Annotated in this window: 16 protein-coding genes; 6 read left to right on the forward strand and 10 right to left on the reverse strand. The window is 72.9% G+C overall.

Going from position 1 to position 22,583, the window contains the following annotated elements:
• Positions 1-2,970: an FxSxx-COOH system tetratricopeptide repeat protein gene (gene fxsT / locus E2B92_RS21435; protein ID WP_133087644.1), complete on the forward strand. Its 2,970-nt coding sequence runs from the start codon at positions 1-3 to the stop codon at positions 2,968-2,970.
• 86 nt (positions 2,971-3,056) lie between these two features.
• Here the strand turns inward: fxsT and E2B92_RS21440 are convergent, their stop codons facing one another.
• From E2B92_RS21440 to E2B92_RS21455, 4 genes are all read right to left on the reverse strand, one after another.
• Positions 3,057-6,893: a multifunctional oxoglutarate decarboxylase/oxoglutarate dehydrogenase thiamine pyrophosphate-binding subunit/dihydrolipoyllysine-residue succinyltransferase subunit gene (locus tag E2B92_RS21440; RefSeq protein WP_133087645.1), complete on the reverse strand. Its 3,837-nt coding sequence runs from the start codon at positions 6,891-6,893 to the stop codon at positions 3,057-3,059.
• A gap of 269 nt (positions 6,894-7,162) precedes the next feature.
• Positions 7,163-8,245 (reverse strand): HAMP domain-containing sensor histidine kinase, encoded by a 1,083-nt coding sequence (locus E2B92_RS21445; protein ID WP_126888567.1) that lies wholly within the window; start codon positions 8,243-8,245, stop codon positions 7,163-7,165.
• Positions 8,242-8,979: a response regulator transcription factor gene (locus E2B92_RS21450; RefSeq protein ID WP_126888566.1), complete on the reverse strand. Its 738-nt coding sequence runs from the start codon at positions 8,977-8,979 to the stop codon at positions 8,242-8,244. The genes E2B92_RS21445 and E2B92_RS21450 overlap by 4 nt, the downstream gene beginning before the upstream one ends.
• Before the next feature lie 82 nt (positions 8,980-9,061).
• Positions 9,062-9,757: a spermidine synthase gene (locus E2B92_RS21455; protein WP_126888565.1), complete on the reverse strand. Its 696-nt coding sequence runs from the start codon at positions 9,755-9,757 to the stop codon at positions 9,062-9,064.
• Between the two features lie 139 nt (positions 9,758-9,896).
• Here E2B92_RS21455 and E2B92_RS21460 point away from each other — a divergent pair, with 139 nt between their 5' ends.
• A complete protein-coding gene (locus E2B92_RS21460) occupies positions 9,897-10,721 on the forward strand; it encodes a rhomboid-like protein (RefSeq protein WP_185923741.1) in 825 nt (274 codons plus the stop codon).
• Here E2B92_RS21460 and E2B92_RS21465 read toward each other — a convergent pair.
• The gene (locus E2B92_RS21465) at positions 10,718-11,260 is read right to left on the reverse strand and encodes a GNAT family N-acetyltransferase (protein ID WP_312846101.1); all 543 of its coding nucleotides are present in this window, start codon (positions 11,258-11,260) and stop codon (positions 10,718-10,720) included. The two genes, E2B92_RS21460 and E2B92_RS21465, sit on opposite strands and share 4 nt — an antisense overlap.
• A gap of 290 nt (positions 11,261-11,550) precedes the next feature.
• Between E2B92_RS21465 and E2B92_RS21470 the strand changes: the two genes are divergently transcribed.
• Positions 11,551-12,099: a hypothetical protein gene (locus tag E2B92_RS21470; RefSeq protein WP_126888564.1), complete on the forward strand. Its 549-nt coding sequence runs from the start codon at positions 11,551-11,553 to the stop codon at positions 12,097-12,099.
• A gap of 53 nt (positions 12,100-12,152) precedes the next feature.
• On the opposite strand, the gene E2B92_RS21475 is transcribed toward E2B92_RS21470, so the two are convergent.
• Both E2B92_RS21475 and E2B92_RS21480 read right to left on the reverse strand, forming a co-directional pair.
• The gene (locus E2B92_RS21475; RefSeq protein WP_126888563.1) at positions 12,153-12,950 is read right to left on the reverse strand and encodes a nucleotidyltransferase domain-containing protein; all 798 of its coding nucleotides are present in this window, start codon (positions 12,948-12,950) and stop codon (positions 12,153-12,155) included.
• Positions 12,951-13,005: 55 nt separating this feature from the next.
• Entirely contained in the window at positions 13,006-13,509 is a 504-nt protein-coding gene (locus E2B92_RS21480; protein WP_126888562.1) for a YfbM family protein, read from the reverse strand.
• Positions 13,510-13,679: 170 nt separating this feature from the next.
• Between E2B92_RS21480 and lon the strand changes: the two genes are divergently transcribed.
• Complete coding sequence (gene lon / locus E2B92_RS21485; protein ID WP_126888561.1) at positions 13,680-16,100, forward strand: endopeptidase La; 2,421 nt, start codon at positions 13,680-13,682, stop codon at positions 16,098-16,100.
• A gap of 58 nt (positions 16,101-16,158) precedes the next feature.
• Here the strand turns inward: lon and E2B92_RS21490 are convergent, their stop codons facing one another.
• Together E2B92_RS21490 and E2B92_RS21495 are read right to left on the reverse strand one after the other, a co-directional pair.
• Positions 16,159-16,956: a trypsin-like serine peptidase gene (locus tag E2B92_RS21490; RefSeq protein ID WP_126888560.1), complete on the reverse strand. Its 798-nt coding sequence runs from the start codon at positions 16,954-16,956 to the stop codon at positions 16,159-16,161.
• 31 nt (positions 16,957-16,987) lie between these two features.
• The gene (locus tag E2B92_RS21495) at positions 16,988-18,031 is read right to left on the reverse strand and encodes a helix-turn-helix domain-containing protein (RefSeq protein ID WP_133087646.1); all 1,044 of its coding nucleotides are present in this window, start codon (positions 18,029-18,031) and stop codon (positions 16,988-16,990) included.
• Positions 18,032-18,222: 191 nt separating this feature from the next.
• Between E2B92_RS21495 and E2B92_RS21500 the strand changes: the two genes are divergently transcribed.
• On the forward strand, positions 18,223-20,994 hold the full coding sequence (locus tag E2B92_RS21500; RefSeq protein ID WP_126886999.1) for a M4 family metallopeptidase: 2,772 nt from the start codon (positions 18,223-18,225) through the stop codon (positions 20,992-20,994).
• Positions 20,995-21,089: 95 nt separating this feature from the next.
• Here the strand turns inward: E2B92_RS21500 and E2B92_RS21505 are convergent, their stop codons facing one another.
• Positions 21,090-21,899 carry a lysozyme gene (locus E2B92_RS21505; RefSeq protein WP_126887000.1) on the reverse strand — a complete coding sequence of 270 codons (810 nt, stop codon included), beginning with the start codon at positions 21,897-21,899 and terminating at the stop codon, positions 21,090-21,092.
• 128 nt (positions 21,900-22,027) lie between these two features.
• On the opposite strand from E2B92_RS21505, the gene E2B92_RS21510 reads away from it, so the two are divergent.
• Positions 22,028-22,579: a MarR family winged helix-turn-helix transcriptional regulator gene (locus E2B92_RS21510; RefSeq protein ID WP_392915025.1), complete on the forward strand. Its 552-nt coding sequence runs from the start codon at positions 22,028-22,030 to the stop codon at positions 22,577-22,579.
• Positions 22,580-22,583 lie beyond the last annotated feature (4 nt).

Here is a 22,583-nt window from a genome sequence, read left to right on the forward strand (position 1 = left end):
ATGACCGAAGACTCCCCGCACATCACGGTGGTCTTCGCCGGACAGAGCGAGCGCTGGGCCGCCTGGGTCGACGAGGAACTCCTGGCCGCCGGGTTCCGCACCGACCTGGTCCGCTGGGACCCGCTGCGCCGCCCGCCGGAGGGCTCCGCCCTCACCGACCTGCTCGCCGCCCCCGGGCGCGTCCTGCTCATGCTCGACGACTGGTACCTCCGCTTCGACTCCGGCCGCTACCGCGCCTGGGCCGACGTCCTGCGCGACATCGTCCCCACCCACCGCCACCGGTTCGCCGCGCTCAGCGTCACCGCCCGCCCGCTGCCCGAGGCCGCCCGCGCGCTCGGCCCCGCGGAGCTGCGCGGCGTCGGCCGCGACGAGGCCCGGCGCCGGCTGCTCGGCCTGTTCGGCGTCACCGTTCCCCGCACCACCGGCGTCGCACTGGAACGCCGCCGCCGCTTCCCCGACGACCTCCCGCCCGTGTGGAACGTCCCCCGCCGCAACCGCGGCTTCACCGGCCGCCGCCCGACCCTGGAACGGCTGCGCGCCCTCCTCACCGACGACCGGGACGGCGGCCCCTCCCTGGTCGCCGTGCACGGCCCGGGCGGCGTCGGCAAGACCCAGATCGCGATGGAGTACGCCCACCGGTACGCCGGCGAGTACGACATCGTCTGGTGGGTCCGCGCCGCCTCCAGCGCCACCGCCCGGGAGAACCTCGCCGCCCTCGCGGGCGAGCTGGGCATCCGGGACGGCGGCGAGCTGGGGCCGCTCATCGACGCCGTGCACAACGCCCTGCGCACCACCGACCAGCGCTGGCTCCTCGTCCTGGACGCGGCCGAGGACCCCGACCGGCTCGCCGGCCTGCTCCCCGACGGCCGCGGCCACGTCCTCATCACCAGCCACCGGCAGTCCTGGTCCGCCCACGGGGCCGAACTGGTGGAGGTGCCCCGCTTCGACCGGATCGAGAGCGTCGCCTACGCCTGCCGGCGCGCCACCCGGCTGACCGAGCGGGAGGCCGACCTGCTCGCCGACGCGCTGGAGGACCTGCCGCTGCTCGTCGACCAGATGGCCGCCTGGCTGGACGCCCACCCGACGACCCCGGTCAGCCGGTACGTGGCGGAGATCCGCGACGGCAGCCCCAGCGTCTTCGGCGTCGTGGCGGGCGGCGACGACCCCCGGCCCTTCCAGGCCGTGTGGGCCATGGCCGTCAACACCCTCCACGAGGACGCCCCCGAGGCCCACGAGCTGCTGAAACTGCTCGCCTACTTCTCCGCCGACGTCGTCCCCGTCCGGCTGCTGCAGTCCGCGCGCTCCGCCGACCTGCCGCCCCACCTGGCCCGGATGGCGGCCGAGCCCAGTAGCTGGAACTCCGCCCTGCGCACCCTGTCGGAGTCCACCGCCATGTGGCTGGAGTACGAGACCGGCCCGCAGGCCGACACGCTCACCGTCGGCACGCTGCGCATGCACCGGCTCTTCCACCGCTTCGTCCGCGACAGCCTCCCGCCCGAGGACCGCGCGCACGCCTCCCGGACCGCCTGCCGCGTCCTGGTCGCCGCCGACCCGCGCGAACCCACCCAGCCCCAGCACTGGGGCCGGTACGCCGAGCTCATCCCGCACCTCGCCCCCTCCGGCGCGCTGGAGTCCGATGACGAGGACGTCCGCACGCTCGTCCTCAACTGCGTGGAGTACCTGCGGATGCGCGGCGAGGGCGAGGAGGGCCTCCGCATCACCGGCAGGGCGCTCGGCCACTGGTCCGCCGCGTCCGGGCCCACCGACAACAAGGTGCTGGTGATGTCGCTCCAGCACGCCAACATGCTCCGCGTCATGGGCCGTTACGCCGAGGCCGAGGACGCCGGCCGCGCCGTCCTGCGCGACCTCGCCGCCGCCGGGGCCGACGGGCGGGGCGTCGAGACCCTGCGCGCCGTCAACGGCCTGGGCGGCACCCTGATGGCGCTCGGCAAGTACGACGAGGCCGGCGGCCTGTACCAGCGTGCCGCGGGCGACGCGGCCGGGCTGCTCGGCGGCCGCGTCCCGCTCACCCTGCGGCTGCGCACCAACCTGGCCACCGCCCTGGGCCTCCAGGGCCGCTACGAGGAGTCCCTCGCCCTCCACCGCGCCGTGCTCGGGGCGCGGGTCGCCGTGCACGGCGGGAAGAACCAGCTCACCCTGCTCTCCGCCCTCAACACCGCCTGGGTGCTGCGCCTGCTCGGCCGGTACGGGGAGGCCCTCGCCATCCAGGAGCAGAACAGCCGGCTGCACCGCCAGGTGCTCGACCGCGACCACTCCCAGACCCTCCAGGCCGAGCACAACCTCGCCCTGTGCATGCGCCGCGAGGGCAACGTGCCCTACGCCCGCGCCATGATGCGCTCGGTCCTGGAGCGGCTGGTCCGCAGACGGGGCCGGCACCACCCGGAGACGCTGCTGGTCACCTCCGACTACGCGATGCTGCTGCGGGGCGCCGGCGAGACGGAGGAGGCCCTCGGCCTGGCGGAGCGGACGGCGGAGCTGTACGCCGCCCAGCTCGGCGACGCCCACCCGTACGCCATCGGGGCGCGCGACAACAGCGCGCTGGTCCTGCGCGACCTGGGCCGGCACCGTGCGGCCCGCGCGCTCGCGGAGGAGACCATGGACCGGATGAACCGGGTGCTCGGGCCGGACCACGTGTGGAGCCTCGGCTGCGCGATGAACACCGCGGGGGCGCGGGCCGCCACCGGTGACGTGGCGGGTGCGGTGGCGCTCGGCCGGGACGCCCTGGCCCGGGCCCGGGCGCGCGTGGGCGACGACCACGTCCTGACGGTCAACCTCCAGGCCGGGCTGGCGCTGGACCTCAGGGCGGCGGGCGAGACGGACCGGGCCGACGGCCTGGAGCGGGACGCGCTGCGGCGGCTCGCCGCCGCCCTGGGCGAGGAGCACCCGCAGACCCGCTACATGCGCGCCGGGCTGCGCCCCTACTGGGACTTCGAGCCGCAGCCCTACTGACCGGACGCCGAAAGGGCCCGGCCCGCGTCACGAGGACGCGGGCCGGGCCCTTCCCGGTCGCACGACCGGATCGGTACGACCGCCGGTCAGGCGTCGAAGACCTCGGCCACGAGCTGGGCCTGCTCGGCCTCGTGGCGCTTCTTCGAACCCACCGCCGGGGACGAGCCGTGCGGCCGCGAGATGCGGCGCAGGCGCTCGCCGTGCGGGATGTCGGCGCCGACCGCCAGGTCGAGGTGGTCGATCAGGTTGAGCGCGATGAACGGCCAGGCACCCTGGTTCGCCGGCTCCTCCTGGGCCCACAGGTACTTCTCGGCGTTCGGGTACTTGGAGATCTCGGCCTGGAGCTCCGCACCCGGCAGCGGGTAGAGGCGCTCGAGGCGGATGATCGCCGTGTCCGTCAGCCCGCGCTTGACCCGCTCGGCGTCCAGGTCGTAGTACACCTTGCCGGAGCAGAAGACGACCTTGCGGACCGCGTTCGCGTCCACCGACTCGTCACCGATCACCGGGCGGAAGCCGCCGGTGGTGAACTCCTCCGCCTTCGACGCGGCCGCCTTCAGGCGCAGCATCGACTTCGGGGTGAAGACGACCAGCGGCTTGTGGTGCGGGTTGTGCACCTGCCACCGCAGGAGGTGGAAGTAGTTCGACGGCAGCGTCGGCATGGCGACCGTCATGTTGTTCTGCGCGCAGAGCTGGAGGAAGCGCTCCGGGCGGGCAGAGGAGTGGTCCGGGCCCTGGCCCTCGTAGCCGTGCGGCAGCAGCAGCGTGACGCCGGAGGTCTGGCCCCACTTCTGCTCGGCCGAGGAGATGAACTCGTCCACGACGGTCTGCGCGCCGTTGACGAAGTCACCGAACTGGGCCTCCCACATCACCAGGGCGTCCGGGCGGGCCAGCGAGTAGCCGTACTCGAAGCCCATCGCCGCGTACTCACTGAGCAGCGAGTCGTAGACGTTGTAGCGGGCCTGGTCCTCGGAGAGGTACTGCAGCGGGGTGTGGTCCTCGCCGGTCTCCTGGTCCACCAGCACCGCGTGGCGCTGGCCGAAGGTGCCGCGGCGGGTGTCCTGGCCGGCGAGCCGGACCGGGGTGCCCTCCATCAGCAGCGAACCGATGGCGAGGGTCTCGCCCATGCCCCAGTCGATCGTGCCGTCGTCGATGGAGGCGGCACGGCGCTGGAGCTGCGGCATCAGGCGCGGGTGCACCTTGACGCGGTCGGGGATGTTCACCTGCGACTCGGCGATCCGCTTCACGACCTCCTGGGAGACCGCGGTGGTGACGGCGACCGGGAACTCGGCCTGGGCCTCCGGGCTGCTGGCGGGGCCGGGCTGCGAGGTGGCCTCGCGGACCTCGGCGAACACCTTCTCGAGCTGGCCCTGGAAGTCCTGGAGCGCCTGCTCCGCCTCTTCCAGCGTGATGTCGCCGCGACCGATCAGCGACTCGGTGTACAGCTTGCGCACCGAGCGCTTCTTGTCGATCAGGTTGTACATCTGCGGGTTGGTGAACTGCGGGTTGTCGCCCTCGTTGTGACCGCGGCGGCGGTAGCAGATGAGGTCGATCACGACGTCCTTGTTGAACGTCTGGCGGAACTCGAAGGCCAGCCGCGCCACGCGGACCACGGCCTCCGGGTCGTCGCCGTTCACGTGGAAGATCGGCGCCTCGATCATGCGGGCCACGTCGGTCGCGTACATCGAGGAGCGCGACGACTCCGGGGCGGCGGTGAAGCCGACCTGGTTGTTGATGACGATGTGGACCGTGCCGCCCGTGCGGTAACCGCGGAGCTGCGACATGTTCAGCGTCTCGGCGACGACACCCTGGCCCGCGAAGGCCGCGTCACCGTGCAGGGCGACGGGCAGGACGGTGAAGTCCGTGCCGCCCTTGTTGATGACGTCCTGCTTGGCGCGGACGACACCCTCGAGGACCGGGTCGACCGCCTCCAGGTGCGAGGGGTTGGCGACCAGCGAGACCTTGATCTGCTCGCCGTCCAGGCCGGTGAAGGTGCCCTCGGCGCCCAGGTGGTACTTCACGTCGCCGGAGCCGTGCATCGACTTCGGGTCGAGGTTGCCCTCGAACTCGCGGAAGATCTGCGCGTACGACTTGCCGACGATGTTCGCCAGGACGTTCAGGCGGCCGCGGTGGGCCATGCCGATGACGACCTCGTCCAGGCGCGACTCGGCGGCCGAGTCGATGACCGCGTCCAGCAGCGGGATGACCGACTCGCCGCCCTCGAGCGAGAACCGCTTCTGGCCGACGTACTTGGTCTGCAGGAACGTCTCGAACGCCTCGGCCGCGTTGAGGCGGCGCAGGATGCGAAGCTGCTCCTCGCGCTCCGGCTTGGAGTGCGGACGCTCGACGCGGTCCTGGATCCACTTGCGCTGCTTGGGGTCCTGGATGTGCATGAACTCGATGCCGGTGGTGCGGCAGTACGAGTCGCGCAGCACACCGAGGATGTCGCGCAGCTTCATCATGGACTTGCCGCCGAAGCCGCCGACCGCGAACTCCCGCTCCAGGTCCCAGAGCGTCAGGCCGTGCTCGGTGATGTCCAGGTCGGGGTGCTTGCGCTGGCGGTACTCCAGCGGGTCGGTGTCGGCCATGACGTGGCCGCGGACCCGGTAGGAGTGGATCAGCTCGAAGACGCGGGCGGCCTTGGTGACGTCGTCGTCGTGCGACGCGTCGATGTCCTTGAGCCAGCGGACCGGCTCGTAGGGGATGCGCAGCGACTCGAAGATGTCGTCGTAGAAGCCGTTCTCGCCGAGCAGCAGGTTGGCGACGATACGGAGGAACTCGCCCGACGCGGCACCCTGGATGACCCGGTGGTCGTACGTCGAGGTGAGCGTCATCACCTTGGAGATGCCCAGCTTGTTCAGGGTGTCCTGCGAGGTGCCCTGGAACTCGGCCGGGTAGTCCATCGAACCGACGCCCATGATGACCGACTGACCGGGCATCAGACGCGGCACGGAGTGGACCGTGCCGAGGCCGCCGGGGTTGGTCAGCGAGACGGTGACGCCGGTGAAGTCGTCCATCGTCAGCTTGTTGTTGCGGGCGCGGCGGACGATGTCCTCGTACGCCTGCCAGAACTCGAAGAAGCCGAGCGTCTCGGCCTTCTTGATGCCCGCGACGACGAGCTGGCGCTCGCCGTTCGGCTTGACCAGGTCGATCGCCAGACCGAAGTTGACGTGCTCCGGCTTGACCAGGACCGGCTTGCCGTCCTTCTCGCCGTAGGAGTAGTTCATCGACGGCATGGCCTTGATGGCCTGCACCATCGCGTACCCGATCAGGTGCGTGAAGGAGATCTTCCCGCCGCGGGCGCGCTTGAGGTGGTTGTTGATGACGATGCGGTTGTCGAACAGCAGCTTCACCGGGACGGCGCGGACGGACGTGGCCGTCGGCAGCTCCAGCGAGGCGTTCATGTTCTTGGCGACCGCGGCGGCCGGGCCGCGCAGCGGCACGTACTCGGGGCCGGCGGGGGCCTGGCCGGCCGGCTGCGCGGCGGCGGGCTTGGCGGCCGGCTTCGCGGCGGGCGCGGCGGGGGCCTTCGCGGCCGGGGCCGGGGCCTGTGCGGCGGGCGCGGGCTTCGCGGCGGGGGCCGGGGCGGCGGGCGCGGGGGCAGCGGCCTGTGCGGGTGCCGCTGCTGCCGGCTGCGCCGGGGTGGCCGGGGCCTGGGCCGGGGTCGCGGGCGCGGTGCTCGCAGCCCCCGCGGCTACGGCACTCCCGCCCGCGGGCTTGTCCGCCGAGCCGGACGCGGCGCCCGGCTTGTAGTCGGCGAAGAAGTCCCACCAGGCACGGTCGACCGAATTCGGGTCCTGGAGGTACTGCTGGTAGATCTCGTCGACGAGCCACTCATTGGCACCGAACGCGGCGGCGGGGTTCGAAGGACCCTGCCCGTCTTGGTCGGTCGAGATACTCGAGTTACTGGGGGACTGAGACGACACGGCGGCAACCGCCCTCTTCCGCTTCACAAGGTGATGGACAGCGGAAATAAAGGCTACGCCTCCCCGGCCGGGACGTGCAGGCCGGGCGTGCCATCGTCGCGTAGATCACATCTGGAGACGTGTTTCGTCGCAGGAAATGGCGGGAAACAAGCGTGGTTGCCTTGTGAATGGGTAGGAGAGGTCGCGGCTGTACCCCGCGATGGCGCACATCCGTGACCGCGTCCTGCCCGTCTCTACGCAGAACGCGCGCTTCCGGTTCGAACCCTACGTCAACCGCGCGGCTGGGGGATCCCTGGAAGAGTGACCTGGATGCGGCATCCACGTGCGGATTCGGCCACTCCGATGCGGCCACCGTGCAGATCGACCGCCCAGCGGGCGATCGCCAGGCCCAGCCCCGTGCCGCCGTCGCTGTCCGGGCCGTGCGGCGAGGGCACGCCGCCCCGGTTGAACCGCTCGAAGACCTTGTGCCGCTCCGACTCCGGGATGCCCGGCCCCTCGTCCAGCACTTCCAGGTCCAGCGACTCCGGCAGCGGCCCGCGCCGGGCCCGTACGGTCACACGGCCGTGCGGGGGCGAGTGCTTCACGGCGTTGTCGATCAGGTTCGCCACCACCTGGTGGAGCCGCTCGCTGTCCGCGTGCGCGGTCAGCTCGGGCGGCGAGACGTCCAGGTGGAGGTGCACGTCCGTGCGGCTGTGGCTGCCCGAGCCGGAGCTGAGCCCGCGCTGCGCGGCGGCCAGATTGGCCTCCTTCAGCACCCCCGACAGGTACGGCCACACCTCGAAGCGCCGCGACCGGAGCGGTACGACACCGTTGTCGAGCCGTGACAGATCCAGCAGGGTCTCCACCAGCCGGCCCAGCCGCTCGATCTGCTTCAGCGCGGTGCGCATGGTCTCGGGATCGGCGGCGGAGACACCGTCCACCACGTTCTCCAGCACCGCGCGCAGCGCGGCGATCGGGGTGCGCAGCTCGTGCGAGACGTTGGCCACCAGCTCCTTGCGGTGCCGGTCGACCGCCTCCAGGTCGTCCGCCATGCGGTTGATCGTGGAGGCCAGGTCGCCGAGCTCGTCGCGGCGGTCGGCGCCACGGACCCGGCGCGTGTAGTCGCCGTGCGAGATGGCCTTCGCCACCGTGTTCATCTCGTCCAGCGGCGCGGTCAGGCCGTGCGCCACGAACTGCGTGATCAGCAGCGTCGCGATCACCGAGAAGACGGTGATGAAACGCAGCTCGGTCTCCGTGCGCAGGGCCACCATCAGCAGACCGGTCGTGATGAAGACCGAGACGACGACGAGGGTGCCCAGTTTGGTCTTGATCGAGATCGAGAGCGAGCGCAGCCGGGACCGGAGCGATCTCATGGCGCGGGCGTCTCCAGTGCGTATCCGACCCCGTGCACCGTACGGATGCGCTCGGCGCCGATCTTGCGGCGCAACGCCTTGATGTGGCTGTCCACGGTCCGGGTGCCCGACGCGTCCGCCCAGTCCCACACCTCGGCCAGGAGCTGCTCGCGCGAGAGCACCGCGCGGGGCGTGTTCGCCAGGCAGACCAGCAGGTCGAACTCCGTGGGCGTGAGGTGGACGTCCTCGCCCTTGACGCGTACGCGCCGCTGGGCGTGGTCGATCTCCAGCTCGCCGAGCCGGAGGATGCCGCTGCGGGGGGTGACGGCCGCCAGCGCCGCCCGCTCCACGCGGCGCAGCAGGACGTGCACCCGGGCCGCGAGCTCCCGCATCGAGAACGGCTTGGTCATGTAGTCGTCCGCGCCGACGCCCAGACCGACCAGCATGTCGGTCTCGTCGTCACGTGCCGTCAGCATCAGCACCGGCACCGGCCGCTGGGCCTGCACCCGGCGGCACACCTCCAGGCCGTCGAAGCCCGGCAGCATGATGTCCAGCACCATCAGGTCGGGCTGCCACGCCTCGGCCGCGTCCACGGCCGCCGGCCCGTCGGTGGCCGTCTGCACCAGGAAGCCCTCGGCCCGCAAACGGGCGGAGATGGCCTCGACGATGGTGGTGTCGTCCTCGACGACCAGCACGCGGCGCTGTGTCCCCGGCGCGACCGCCGTGCCGGTATTGCTGGTGTGTGTCTGCTCCATCGCCCCGCCCCTGTCGCGTCCTGCGCGAGCGTGTAGATCCGTGTGTTCGGTCAGCAGCGTAAAGGCACCGGCCGGGTCCCGGCTACGCAGGGCGAACGGCGAGGTGGACCACGTCCGGTACGCCCCGGGCAACCGGGACCTCTTCGGTTCTTACCCCGCTGAACCCGGCATTCCGCAATGACTCTTCGAAATCGCCGGACGGCCGGGCGGACCAGACGGCGAGGACACCACCCGGGTTCAGCCGGGCCGCGCAGGCGGCAAGACCGGACGGTGAGTAGAGGCTGTCGTTGCCCTCGTCGACGGTCCAGTCGGGGCCGTTGTCGATGTCCAGGCAGAGCGCGTCGAAGGTGTCCGGGCTGCTGCGGACGTACTCGACCAGGTCGTCGTGGACCAGCACCGTGCGCGGGTCGGCCAGCGCCTCGCCGGAGATCCGGGCCAGCGGCCCCTCGCGGTGCCAGTCGATGATCGCCTCCTCCCGCTCGACGACCGCGATGCGGCCCCAGGCGGGCTCGGCCGCCGCGTGCGCCAGCGAGAACCCGACCCCGAGTCCGCCGACCAGCACGGCGGGGTGCGCCCGGGCCCCCAGCGCCCCCAGCGCGGCGTCGACCAGCAGCCGCTCGGACCGCCCGTCGGAGGTGTCCATCAGGAAGGTGCCGTTGGCGATGATCTCGAAGTCCTCACCGCGCCGGCGCAGCACCACCTCGCCGTACGGCCCCTCCCGGCGGTCGAGCGTCACGGGCGCCGTCGCGGGCGTGGTCACGGGTGTCGTCACAGCCATGATCCTCAGCGTAGCGAGGAGCGGGCGGGCCGCTGTGACCTACGTCATGGACGCGATCACACATGATCGCGTTGGCTGGGGCAAGGGTGATCCGGGGGCGTTGTGCAGGGGTTCGGCAACAGGAAAGGGCGGCCTCGCGGTGCACCAGCTCCCCACGCGCGGGACGAGTCACGGCGTACGGCCGGCGTACGACGACACCGGGGCCTCGTACGGCGGAGCCGGGGCCGCGCCCCGGTACGACGGTGCCTCGCCGCCGGCCGGTGACCGGTTGCTGACGTGCATTCCGCGTCAGCGCACGGCGGCCACCGCCTCCGCTTCCTCCGTTCCGGCCCGTCCGCCGGCGGCCGCCCGGTGGCGGCGGGCCGCGCGGCTGCTGCCCACGCCCACCGGCACGCCGTTCACCTTCGGCTATGCCCTCGTGCTCCTCGCGACCTCGTTGTACGCGGAGTACGGCGACCCCGGCACCGTCGCCGCACTGCTGCACGCCTCCAGTACCGACGTCGCCCATCTGTCGCGCACGCCCCTGCTGGTGCTGGTCGCCAGTGCGCTGTGGGTGGCGGGTGGGCTGCTGTCGCCGTACGCGGTCGGGTTCGTGTTCGTGCTGACGGCGCTGGAGCGCCGGATCGGGGCGTGGCGGGCGGCCGCCGTCTTCCTGGTGGGGCATGTCGTGGCGACGCTGGCGACGGAGGTCCCGGTCGCGCTGTCCGTGCTGGCCGGGCACCTGCCGGAGACGTCCCTGCACCGGCTCGACTACGGGATCAGTTTCGGCCTGATGGCGTCCGTCGGGGCGCTGGCCGGGCTGCTCACTCCGGTGGTGCGCGCCATCGTGCTGGCGTGGGTGTCGGTGATGCTGCTCCAGGACCTGATCGCGTTCGAGGACCCGCTCACCAACTGGGGCCACCCGCTGGCGCTGGTGATCGGCATCGGCTGCCGGCCGCTGCTGCGGCGGAGGGCGACGACCTAGCTCCGGTGCCGTCGGCCGCTGCTGCGGCGGAGGTCCTGGCTCCGGACGATGCCCGTCAGCGGTCCTTGCTGCCGCCAGCCCAGCGAGCGGTAGAGCGCCCGGCCCTGGACGGTGGCGCCGAGGACGCCGGTGGTGGCGCCCGCCTCCGCGCCGGCCGTCTGAAGGGTCCGCATCACGATCCGGCCCAGCCCGCGGCGTTGGTGGCCGGGGTACGTCTCGACCTGGTCGACCACCGCGGTGCGGCCCGTCGGCGCGATCTGGCCGCGTGCCGCGGGTGTTCCGCCGGCCGCCAGGACCCGGACCCGGAACACCCCGTCGCGGGTGCCGGTCTCGAGGGCGTACCCCTCGGGGAGCACGGGGGCGGCGGTGGCGCGCAGCTCGGTGAACATCATGAAGCCCGGGTCGTCCGGCACCGTCCAGCCGGGTGTGATCCAGCCGGCCACGTCCTCGGGCGCGGCGAGGACCTTGAGCCAGGCGCCCGGCACCGTGATGGCCTCGCACAGCTTGCGGACGCCGGCCTCGTCCGGTTCGGGCAGCACGTGCCGGAACACGTGGTGCGGCAGGCCGACGTCGATGCGGTGGCCCCAGGGTTCCTCGACCGGCGCGGGGGTGCCGCGGGAGACGGCCCAGCCCCGGACCCAGGCGCGTGTAATAGCTGAAGAGTTCAGGTGCTCATTACATCCTGGAGGTGCGGTGTGCTGCCAGTGATCTCTCCACCCGCTTGCTCGGCCAAAGTGTGACAAATCGTGCAGATGTGGTCACGCGCTGCTTCACTGACGCCGGGTGGCCGGTCGCGGCACCCTCCTCGACCCGAAGAAGAGAGCACAGCATGAAGATCACGAGCAGCACCCTGAAGCGGCTGGCCGTCCCGGCTCTGGTCGCGGGTCTCGCCCTGCCCCTGACCGTCACCTCCCCGGCCGCCGCCGCGGAGGCGGGCGCCAAGGTGACCCGCTACGGCGGGACGGTCACGCTCAACGCGCGTACCGGAGTGAAGAACACGGTCACCTTCTCGGCCAACGCGGCGCGCGAGCTGGTCGTCCGCGACGGCTCCGGCCTGCTGGTCGGTCCAGGGTGCCGGCGCGTGGGAACCGACGGCACCACAGCGGTCTGCGGCTCGCTGTCCGCCGTCACGCGGGTACGGGCCATGGTGCGGGACGGCGACGACAGCGTGCGGGTGAAGGTGGCCGAGGCCAGCACGATCGACGCCGGCAACGGGCGGGACCTCGTCCAGACCGGCGCGGCGGACGACACGATCAACGTCCGGGACGGCGAGGAGGGTGACAGGGTGGAGAGCTGCGGCGGCGGCGCGCACGACACGTTCTTCGCGGACGCGGGCGACATCATCCCCATGACCTGCGAGAACCGGTTCTTCGGCTAGTCGCCGGCCTGTTCCGGCCCGTCGCCCCGCCCGGGTGACGGGCCGGAGCCGTCTCAGGAGCGGGGCGCCTTCACGCCGTGCACCGCCCGGTACTCGGCCGCGAGCCACTGCCCGAGGTCCTCGATCAGCTCGTCCAGCACGGCCGGGTCCGCGCCCGCCCCCGCGCGCCCCACCGCCACGGCCGTCCGCATCTGCCCGGCCCGCCCGGGGTAGTAGCCGCCGAACGCTCCGGCCATCGCGTCCAGGTCGCTCGTCCAGTCGCCCCAGCGCGGCATCACCAGCGTGAATCCGGTACGGACCAGATGGCGGCCGACGTGCCGGGCCAGCCGTCGGCGCTCCCCGTCCGTCGTGGCCCCGGCCGCCCGCTCGCGCCAGCGCGGCAGCAGCAGCGCGAGGTCGCCGTTGGTCTCCCGGGCCAGCAGCGAGGTCGGCCGGTAGCGCGGCAGCCGGCCGGCGAGGTCCTCACCCAGCAGCGGGGTGCACAGGCAGGCGACGAAGAACCCGAGGTCGTACCGCTCCCGCTCGCTCAGCAGCGTGGGCACGCCGAACAGCAGCGCCCCCACGCCGTCGATCTGCGGAAAGCGGTGGTCGAGCTCCGCCGCCAGGTCCGCCACCGCGGCCCGCTCACCCTCCGCCGGCTCGCCGCGCAGCGCGATCAGCAGGTCCAGGTCCGAGACGCCGGGCGTGGCGGTGCCGCGCGGAATGCTGCCGTACAGATAGGCGCTGTGGAGTCGCGTGGGCCCGAACACCTCCCCGATCCGCGCCCGCGCGGCGTCGACCACCGGCACGAACACCTCCGGTACGTACGCGAGCGCGCCCTCCCGGGCGAGGGTCCCGTCCTCGTTCAGCATGCGCCCCACTCTCCCCGCTCCGGTCCTCGGGCATGTTCCGGCCGCCCCGGACTGGTCACTCCAGCCAGACGAGCACGGCGTCACCGGCGTCCGCCGCCGCGCGGAGGAACGCAGCCAGCGCCTGGTAGTGGCTGGTCACGTAGTCGAGCGACTCCCCGCGCTCCCACACGACGACGGGATAGATCCCGGCCTCGGCGAGGTCCGCCGGGCCGACGCCCACGACAAGGGCCTCGTGAGGTGTGGCGGCGAGGGCTTCCGCGGCGGCGCGCACGCGTTCCGGGCCGAGGTAGCGGGGCGGCCCGTAACCCCAGTCGTCGGCCCCGGGGAGCTGCTCCTCACCGTGCACGATGTCGACGGGGAAGCCGATGCGATCCAGCAGGAAGCCGAGCGCGTGCCACGTCTTCTCGATGTCGTGGCAGCGCGCTTCCGGTACCGGGGGAGACGTGTCCCCCTCCGCCTCGATCAGCTCGTCGACGAACCGCCGGGCCCAGTCGGGATCGCGGATCGCGCGATCGAGTTCGGCGGGGGTCAGGCGGGCGTACTCGCCGATCATGCTCATGGCCGGATGCTAAGCGCGGGCACTGACAACCGGGCCGGCGGAGGGGGCTCCTGGGTCCGGGGCGCCGCGCACGACCCGTTGATCGCTCAGAGCGAACAAGGTCGGGGAACACCGGGGCTGTCATAAGCATTGAGTGTGTACAGCTCAACTTGACTGCCGAAGGGGAGATCATGGCTTCGACGTCCACACCGCTCACCCTGCCCGTGCTGCCGCTCGACGACGAGGTCGTGCTGCCCGGAATGGTGGTGCCGCTGGACCTGTCCGACACCGAGGTCCGTGCCGCGGTGGAGGCCGCCCAGGCAGCCGCCCGGTCCTCCGGGACGCAAGGGGGCAAGCCCAAGGTCCTGCTGGTGCCGCGCATTGACGGGACGTACGCGGGGATCGGTGTCCTCGGCACCGTCGAACAGGTCGGGCGGCTCTCCGACGGCGACCCCGGCGCGCTCATCCGCGGCCGTGGCCGCGTCAAGATCGGCGCCGGTACGACCGGTCCCGGCGCCGCCCTGTGGGTCGAGGGCGTCGTCGTCGAGGAGTCGGTGCCCGACCCGCTGCCCGGCGCGGTCGCCGAACTCGTCAAGGAGTACAAGGCGCTGGCCACGAGCTGGCTCAAGAAGCGCGGCGCCTGGCAGGTCGTGGACCGCGTCCAGCAGATCGACGGCGTCTCCGCCCTCGCCGACAACTCCGGCTACTCGCCCTTCCTGACGGTCGCCCAGAAGGTCGAGCTGCTGGAGACCGAGGACCCGGTCGCCCGCCTCAGGCTCGCCACCGAGCAGCTTCGCGACCACCTCGCCGAGCAGGACGTGGCCGAGTCCATCGCCAAGGACGTCCAGGAGGGCGTGGACAAGCAGCAGCGGGAGTTCCTGCTGCGCCGTCAGCTCGAAGCCGTCCGCAAGGAGCTGCGCGAGCTCAACGGCGAGAAGGAGGGCGAGGAGTCCGACGACTACCGCGCCCGCGTCGAGGCCGCCGACCTGCCCGAGAAGGTGCGCGAGGCCGCCCTCAAGGAGGTCGACAAGCTGGAGCGGTCCAGCGACCAGAACCCGGAGACGGCCTGGATCCGCACCTGGCTCGACACGGTGCTGGACATGCCGTGGAACGAGCGCACCGAGGACAGTTACGACATCAAGGGCGCCAAGGAGGTCCTGGACGCCGAGCACGCCGGCCTGGAGGACGTGAAGGAGCGCATCACCGAGTACCTGGCCGTGCGCAAGCGGCGCTCCGACCGGGGCCTGGGCGTCGTGGGCGGGCGGCGCGGCGGCGCGGTTCTGGCGCTGGTCGGCCCGCCCGGCGTCGGCAAGACGTCACTGGGCGAGTCGGTCGCGCACGCGATGGGGCGGAAGTTCGTGCGGGTCGCCCTCGGCGGCGTACGCGACGAGGCCGAGATCCGGGGCCACCGGCGCACCTACGTCGGTGCGATGCCCGGCCGGATCGTGCGGGCCGTCAAGGAGGCCGGGTCCATGAACCCGGTGGTCCTGCTCGACGAGATCGACAAGGTCGGCTCCGACTTCCGGGGCGACCCGGCGGCCGCGCTGCTGGAGGTCCTCGACCCGGCGCAGAACCACACCTTCCGCGACCACTACCTGGAAGTGGAACTCGACCTGTCCGACGTGGTCTTCCTCGCCACCGCCAATGTGCTGGAGGCCATCCCCGAGGCCCTGCTCGACCGCATGGAGCTGGTCCGCCTCGACGGCTACACCGAGGACGAGAAGGTCGTCATCGCCCGCGACCACCTCGTGCCGCGCCAGCTCGAGAGGGCGGGCCTGGAGAGCGGCGAGGTGACGCTGGACGAGTCGGCGCTGCGCAAACTGGCGGGCGAGTACACCCGCGAGGCGGGCGTCCGGAACCTGGAGCGGTCGATCGCCCGGCTGCTGCGGAAGGTCGCCGCCAAGCACGAACTGGGCGACCAGGAACTGCCCTTCACCATCGGCGAGGACGACCTGCGCGGGCTGATCGGGCGCCCGCACCACGTGCCCGAGTCCGCCCAGGACCCGGCCGAGCGGCGCACCGCCGTGCCCGGTGTCGCCACCGGTCTCGCGGTCACCGGCGCGGGCGGCGACGTGCTGTTCGTGGAGGCGTCGCTGGCCGACCCGGAGACCGGCGCGGCGGGGCTGACGCTGACCGGTCAGCTCGGTGACGTCATGAAGGAGTCCGCGCAGATCGCCCTGAGCTTCCTGCGCTCCCACGGCGCCGAACTGGAGCTGCCCGTCACCGGCCTGAAGGACCGGGGCGTGCACATCCACTTCCCGGCGGGCGCGGTGCCCAAGGACGGTCCGAGCGCGGGCATCACCATGACGACCGCGCTGGCGTCGCTGCTGTCGGGGCGGCTGGTCCGTACGGACGTGGCGATGACCGGCGAGGTGTCGCTGACCGGGCGGGTGCTGCCGATCGGCGGCGTCAAGCAGAAGCTGCTGGCCGCGCACCGGGCGGGCATCACCACCGTCGTGATCCCCAAGCGGAACGAGGCGGACCTGGACGACGTCCCGGCCGAGATCCTCGACAAGCTGGAGGTCCACCCGGTCACCGACGTCCGCCAGGTCCTGGAGCTCGCCCTGGCCCCGGCGACCACGACCGCCTCCGCCGAACCCCTGGCGGCGTGACCCGCCCGCCGGGCCGGGCCCCCGCGGCCCGGCCCGGCGGCCTGTCAGGGGGGCGCCGTCACGCGCCGGAGAGCTTCACCGCCCGGTCGTACAGCGCCCGCGTCCTCGCGTCGAAGAGCACCGCCGTCGACTCCGTGTCCGTCTCCCCGCCGCTCAGGACGCCGATGAGGCGACCGTCCGCCAGCCACGGGCTGCCGCTCGTGCCGTCGTGGAAGCCGCCGCACTCCATCACCATCGAGCCGGCCAGGTCCGGGTTCCGGGCGGTGTCCGTGGTGCAGGAGATGGGGCCGTCGGCCGGATTGTGGTCCTTGTTCGGGTAGCCGGTCACCGTCACCCGCCGCCCGGGGCCGGACGCCCAGTCCGGCCGCGCCGCGCCCACCACCCGCTGCACCTGCCGGCCCCGGCCGTCCGGTTCCATCGTGAGGAAGGCATAGTCGTGGGCGTCCGCGTCGTCCCCGGCGGCCTTCCACGCGTCGGCCACCTGGACGGTGCGGACCTTCCACGTCCCGTGCGGGGCGGAGCCCCCGCGGTAACCGGGCGCGAAGGAGAAGTCCGCGGCGGCGGCCCCGTCCGCGTACACGCAGTGCGCGGCGGTCGCGACGACGTTGCCCCCCGGGCTGTCCACCACGCTCGCCGTGCACCAGTGGCCGTCCCCGTCGAGGAGCACCCCCACCCAGGGCAGCCCGGCGGACGGCTCGGCCGAGCGCTGCGGCGCTGCGGGGGCCGCCGAGGACGCCGCGGCGGCCGGGCCGTCGGCCACCGCTTCCGGGCGCGGCGCGGAGTGCGACGGCCCCCCGCACGCGGTGGCGGCGATCAGGACGGCGACGACCCACGGCAACGGCTTCGTGCAGCGCATGGGGCCCATCCTTGCCCATCACGCGGACGGCTCAGTCATCCAGCCATCCCCGCGACGACGCCTGCGCCCCCGCCTGGAACCGCGTCCGGGCGTCCAGCGACTCCAGCAGCCGGCTGATCCGCCGCCGTGCCGTGTGCACGTGCACGCCCAGCCGCCGGGCGATGGCCTCGTCCTTGAGCCCCGCCGCCAGCAGCGCCAGCAACTCGCGCTGCGGCCCCGCCGGCGCCCCCGCCCCGCTCCCCACCGGCCCGTGCGGCGCCCCCGCCCCGCGCTCCTCCGCCGGGCCGTGCGGCGCCCCCGCCCCGCGCTCCTCCGCCGGGCCGGGCGGTTCGGCCCGCTCCCACACCGCCTCGAACAGCGGCAGCAGCGCCCCGCACAGCAGGCCGTCGCCGATCACGAGCGCGGACGCCCGCGGACCGGCGGCGTCCACCGGCGGCAGCAGCGTGACGCGCCGGTCCACCGCGACCAGCCGCGCCGGGACGCCCCCGGCGACCCGTACCCGCAGCCCGCGCCCCACCAGGCCGGTCAGCGCCCGCATCCGCCCCCGGTCCGCGAGCCCGGCCCGGTCCAGCACCGCGCGCACCTCCACGCCCCGGGCCAGCAGCGACCCGACGTCCAGCGCGGTGAACGGCGGCCGGTCCAGGACGAGGACCTCCCGCTCGGCGCCCTCCAGCAGCCGCCCGGCCCGCTCGGCGATGGCCCGGCGCCCCGTCACCACCTCGACGCGCTCACCGTCCGGCGCGCCCGCGTCCCCCGCGAGCCGGTCGGCCGCCATCCGTAACCGGGCCAGCTCCGCCGACTTCTGGTGCAGTTCCGCCTGGCGCCGGTGGATGAGCCCGCGGATGGCGGCGGCCGGCGCGGCCGGGTGCGGCAGCGCGCCCTCGTGGCACGGATCGGGAGGCCGGGCGAAGCCGTGCTCGACGAGCCGGTCCAGCGCCGTGTCCAGCCGCTCGCGCGGCAGGCCAAGGAGCCGTGCCAACTCGTCCGCCCCGTCCGCCTGTTCCTTCAGCAGCGCCTCGTAGGCGCGCTCCTCGGTCCTGCCCAGGCCGAGAGTGGTCAGTTCTCCCTGGATCATGCGTCGGATTCTCACTCCGCCTTCACAGGCCACACAAGTGTGCGTGTCCACTTCTCAACCCCCCGCATCCGTTGCCGCGTTGCCGGGGCGCGGCTTGCATGGCCATGACCACCTGAACGGCTGACCAGCACGTGGGAGGGGTACGGACTGTGCGCGAACCCAGCACACCCGGCACGACCGGTACGCATGCGGTGAGATCCGGCATACGGGCGGGGGCCCGCGCGGCGGCACTGCTCGCCGCCGCGGGGCTCCTGATCACCGCGGTTCCGGCGTCGGCGGCGACCCCGCCGGCCACCGAACCGCCCGCCGACGTCATCCCGGGGGCGCGCACCGCGACCCCCGCGCTCGTCGACGGCATCCGGGAGGCGGCGGACGCCGGGGCGAGCCCGGCGGACGCGGCGCGGGAGCACCTGGACGCCAGGGAGAGCCGCTACAAGATCGCCGAACCGGGGCGTGATCTCGCCCCCGTACAGACGCTGAAGCGCGGCACCGAGGAGACCGTACGGCTCCAGCAGAAGCACCGGGGCGTGCCCGTGCTGGGCGGCCAGTACGTGGTCCGGATGGAGAAGAAGGGCGGCGAGCGCCTCGTCACCGGCACCTCCGGCAAGTACTTCACGGGCCTGACGACCGGGGTCCGGCCGGCCGTGGACAAGGACGTGGCGGTACGCCGCGCGGTCGCCGCGACCCTGGAACGGCTCGGCGGCCACCGGCTCTCCAAGGCCGACGCGCAGAGGACCGAACCGCTGCGCGGTGCCGCCGGCGGCCTGGTCGTCATCCCGCGCGGTGAGGGCGTGCTCGCGTACCACGTGACCGTGCGCGGCACCGACCCGGTGACCGGCGGACCGGTGCTCGAGCACGTGTACGTGGACGCGCGGGCCGGGTTCCCCGTGCTCCGGTTCAGCGGCATCAGGACGCTCGCACCGCCGAGGACCCCGACCGGGGCCACCGCGACGAAGGCGGACGCCCCGGCCGACCCCGGCGCCGGGGACGCCGGCAGCGGCACCCTGCTGAACGGCACCAAGGTCGCCCTCAACGTCAGCAAGGCCGCCGACGGCCGCTACCTGATGGCCGACCGCGCCCGGATGGCGGACGGCAGCAAGGCCGCGCTCACCACCTGGGACGCGCGGGACAAGGACGTCTACGAGGTGCTGGGCGGCTGGCCGGCCGACCTCAAGGAGTTCGCCTCGCCCGGCGCCGAGTTCGGAAAGGACGCCACCGACGCGGGCGCGGTCGACGCGCACTGGGCGGCCGGGCAGGTCTACGACTACTACAAGAAGCACCACGCCCGGGACGGCCTCGACGGGCGCGGCTCGGCCGTCAACTCGCTCGTCGGCGTCACCCAGTTCGGCATGCCGTACGTCAACGCCTTCTGGGACGGCACCAAGATGGTGTACGGCTCCGGCGACAGCGAGTACAAGCCCCTCTCCGCCGACCTCGACGTGGTCGGCCACGAGATGACCCACGGCGTCGTGGAGAACACCGCCAACCTGGTCTACGCGGGCCAGTCCGGCGCGCTCAACGAGGCCGTCGCCGACTACTTCGGCAACGCCATCGACGTCACGCAGGCCGGCATCGCGATGGACCACCCGGACGCGGGCCTCATCGGCGAGGACCTGTGCCGCAAGGCCACGCCCCGCGCCTGCGCCCTGCGCGACCTCAACGACGGCGCCACCACGTCCAAGGACTTCCTCGGCACCACCTTCGGCACCGACAACGGCGGTGTGCACCTCAACTCGACCATCTTCTCCGGCGCGCTGTGGGACATGCGCCAGGACCTGGGCGCCGAGCTGGCCGACCGGATCGTGTACAAGGCGCTCACCGAGTACATGACCCCGCTGGACGGCTTCACCGACGGGCGCAACGCCGTCCTGGCCGCCGCGGAGGACCTGGGCGTCACCGGGCAGCGGCTGAGGACCGCCACGCGGTCCTTCAACGCCCACGGCATCGTCGCGGGCTGGGAGGAGGCGCTGGGTGTCGACTCCGACGAGCTGTTCGGCGGGCTGAACATCACCGGCACCGGCGCCCAGGCGGGCGGCGGCTGGTGGACGGTCGCCAAGTCCAACGACGACGGCACCGAGCCGTACTCCGTCTACGCCGGCCGTGCCGACGGCACGGGCACCCCGAAGCTGATGAGTCCCAACGACGGCCGCTACCACGTCCACCCGGCCACGGACGGCAGGACCGTCGTCTGGGCCGCCTACGGCGCGACGAGCGTGGACGTCCTGTCCCGGCCGATCGCGGGCGGGCCCATCAAAACGCTGTACTCGTCCACGACGTCCGACGTCGCCGGGCTGCGCACCGAGAACGGCGTGACGGTCTTCGAGACGCTCGGCCTGTTCTCCCGTCACGTCGTCCACCTGCGTGCGGGTGACCGGCAGCCGACCTATGTGGACGGGGGCGGCGACGACGTCCTGACCGGGCTGCCGTCGATCTCGCGGGGCAGGCTCGCGTACGCCAAGCTCTACCCGGAGGGCGGCGAGTACCGGCTCGGCGTGGAGCTCCTGGACCTGGCCACCGGGAAGAGGACCATGACCCAGGCGCTGGACGAGCCGCAGTCCCTGGGGCAGACCGCCCTCAACGGCAGCCACGTCTTCTGGCTCACCGACGCCAACGCCGCCGACGACGGGCAGATGGGCATCCGGCGCGCCGACCTGGACGGCACCGGCGCCTACGACATCAGCGGCGAGGCCAAGCCGGGCGCGCTGATCGCCTCCGAGCTGACGGTCTCCGAGTCGGCGGTCACGGTCAACGCCTCGCTGCCGGACACGGCGTACCGCAACGAGACGCTGCCCAAGAACTGGCAGCTCACCACCGACGGCACCCGCAAGGAGCGCGTCTCCTGCAACCGCGGCGAGCAGCTCTCCCCGGCGGCCGTGTCCGGCACCCAGGTCGTCTGGATCGACGGCACCACGGGCTGGACCGACCTCGTCACCCGCTCCCGCCCGGCCGGCCGCTGCGGCTGACGCCGCCGCTGCCCGCCGCTTCCCCGACAGCCCCCCGGCGCCCGTCCGCGCCGGGGGGCTCCCTCCCGCGGCCACCGGTCGCGGGCGGCGGCGCGTCAGCCGTTGGCGAGGGCCTGGAGGCGGTCGTACGCGCCGTTGAACCTGTTGTGGTCGCCCACGATCGGGCCGGTGGAGGTGTACTGCCACATCGTGTAGTACGCCCACCCGGCCGGCAGTTCGCCCACCGTGGTGTTGTAGCGGGCCACCCACAGCGGGCTGGAGGCCCCGAAGCCGCCGTAGTTGCCCGTGCACTGCTTCCACCAGCTCGTGGCGGTGTAGATCACCGCGTCATGGCCGGTGCGGTACTTGTAGCGGCCCAGGAAGTCCCGTATCCAGCTCACCATGGCCGCCTGGCTCTTGCCGTAGCAGGCGGAGCCGTACGGGTTCCACTCGATGTCCAGCACACCCGGCAGCGTCCTGCCGTCGCGCGACCAGCCGCCGCCGTTGTTGACGAAGTAGTCCGCCTGGGCGGCGCCCGTCGTGGTGTCGGGGGTGGCGAAGTGGTAGGCGCCGCGGATCATGCCGATGCCGTAGGAGCCGTTGTACTGCTGCGCGAAGTAGGGGTTCTTGTAGTACGTCCCCTCGGTGGCCTTGACGTAGGCCCACTTCACGCCGCTGTTCCACAGCGCGGTCCAGTCGACGTTGCCCTGGTGGCTGGAGACGTCGACGCCCTCGGTCTGGACGGCGCGGCCGTCGGGGGGCAGGCCGCCGGTGCCGTCGTGGGCGGCGACGCCCATGCCCATGTGGGCGGTGCCCCGGGCGGGCGGCTTGTCGGCGGCGCTCGCCGGTGCGGGGGCGGCGAGGGCGAGGAGGAACGGGAGCAGGGCCAGGGTCGCGAGGAGCGTGCCGGGTCTGTGCACGGGCATGGCGTGCCTCCGAAGGGCCTGGGGGGTTCGCGCGGGGATGGCGGCATGCGTGGCGTGAACATGCCATGCATGACGCTACGCACGTAGAACCGGCCCGCGGAAGAGGGGTTCGATGCCGCCATTGGTCTATGCCTGCGAAATACTGGACGAGCTGCGGCAATGGCCGCCGCCGAAAACATATTTCAGAGCCGGGAAAGCGCGCGAGAGGTGCTGACGTGCAGGAAAGCCGTACGGGGAACGACGCCGAGGCGAACGAGGAATTCCTCGCGCTGGAGCGTGAATTGGCGGTCTTCCTGCGCCGTGCCCGTGCCTCGTCCGGCGAAATGGCCCGCGAGGTCCACCCCGACCTCGAACCCGCCGCCTACGGCCTGCTCGTCCGGCTGGAGGAGGCCGGCACCCAGCGCGCCACCGGACTCGCCGCGTACTTCGGCGTCGGCAAGGCCACCATGAGCCGCCAGCTCCGCGCCCTGGAGGAGCTCGGGCTCGTCACCCGCGCCCCCGACCCCGCCGACGGCCGCGCCTCCCTCGTGCGCCTCACCGACGAGGGCCGCAGCCGCTTCCGCCGGGTGCGCGACGCCCGCCGCGCCCGCTACGTCCGCAAGCTCGCCGGCTGGGACCGCGCCGAGGTCGCCGAGCTGGCCCGGCTGCTGCACCAGCTCAACGGCTCCGCCGAGAGCTGACCGG

Source organism: Streptomyces sp. WAC05374 (assembly GCF_004353505.1).
Classification (GTDB): Bacteria; Actinomycetota; Actinomycetes; order Streptomycetales; family Streptomycetaceae; genus Streptomyces.

Coding starts and splice junctions, on each gene's coding strand:
- fxsT (WP_133087644.1), top strand. CDS start 1: ATGACCGAAGACTCCCCGCACATCACGGTGGTCTTCGCCGGACAGAGC.
- E2B92_RS21445 (WP_126888567.1), bottom strand. CDS start 8,245: ATGAGATCGCTCCGGTCCCGGCTGCGCTCGCTCTCGATCTCGATCAAG.
- E2B92_RS21450 (WP_126888566.1), bottom strand. CDS start 8,979: ATGGAGCAGACACACACCAGCAATACCGGCACGGCGGTCGCGCCGGGG.
- E2B92_RS21455 (WP_126888565.1), bottom strand. CDS start 9,757: ATGGCTGTGACGACACCCGTGACCACGCCCGCGACGGCGCCCGTGACG.
- E2B92_RS21470 (WP_126888564.1), top strand. CDS start 11,551: ATGAAGATCACGAGCAGCACCCTGAAGCGGCTGGCCGTCCCGGCTCTG.
- E2B92_RS21475 (WP_126888563.1), bottom strand. CDS start 12,950: ATGCTGAACGAGGACGGGACCCTCGCCCGGGAGGGCGCGCTCGCGTAC.
- E2B92_RS21480 (WP_126888562.1), bottom strand. CDS start 13,509: ATGAGCATGATCGGCGAGTACGCCCGCCTGACCCCCGCCGAACTCGAT.
- lon (WP_126888561.1), top strand. CDS start 13,680: ATGGCTTCGACGTCCACACCGCTCACCCTGCCCGTGCTGCCGCTCGAC.
- E2B92_RS21490 (WP_126888560.1), bottom strand. CDS start 16,956: ATGCGCTGCACGAAGCCGTTGCCGTGGGTCGTCGCCGTCCTGATCGCC.
- E2B92_RS21495 (WP_133087646.1), bottom strand. CDS start 18,031: ATGATCCAGGGAGAACTGACCACTCTCGGCCTGGGCAGGACCGAGGAG.
- E2B92_RS21505 (WP_126887000.1), bottom strand. CDS start 21,899: ATGCCCGTGCACAGACCCGGCACGCTCCTCGCGACCCTGGCCCTGCTC.
- E2B92_RS21510 (WP_392915025.1), top strand. CDS start 22,028: ATGCCTGCGAAATACTGGACGAGCTGCGGCAATGGCCGCCGCCGAAAA.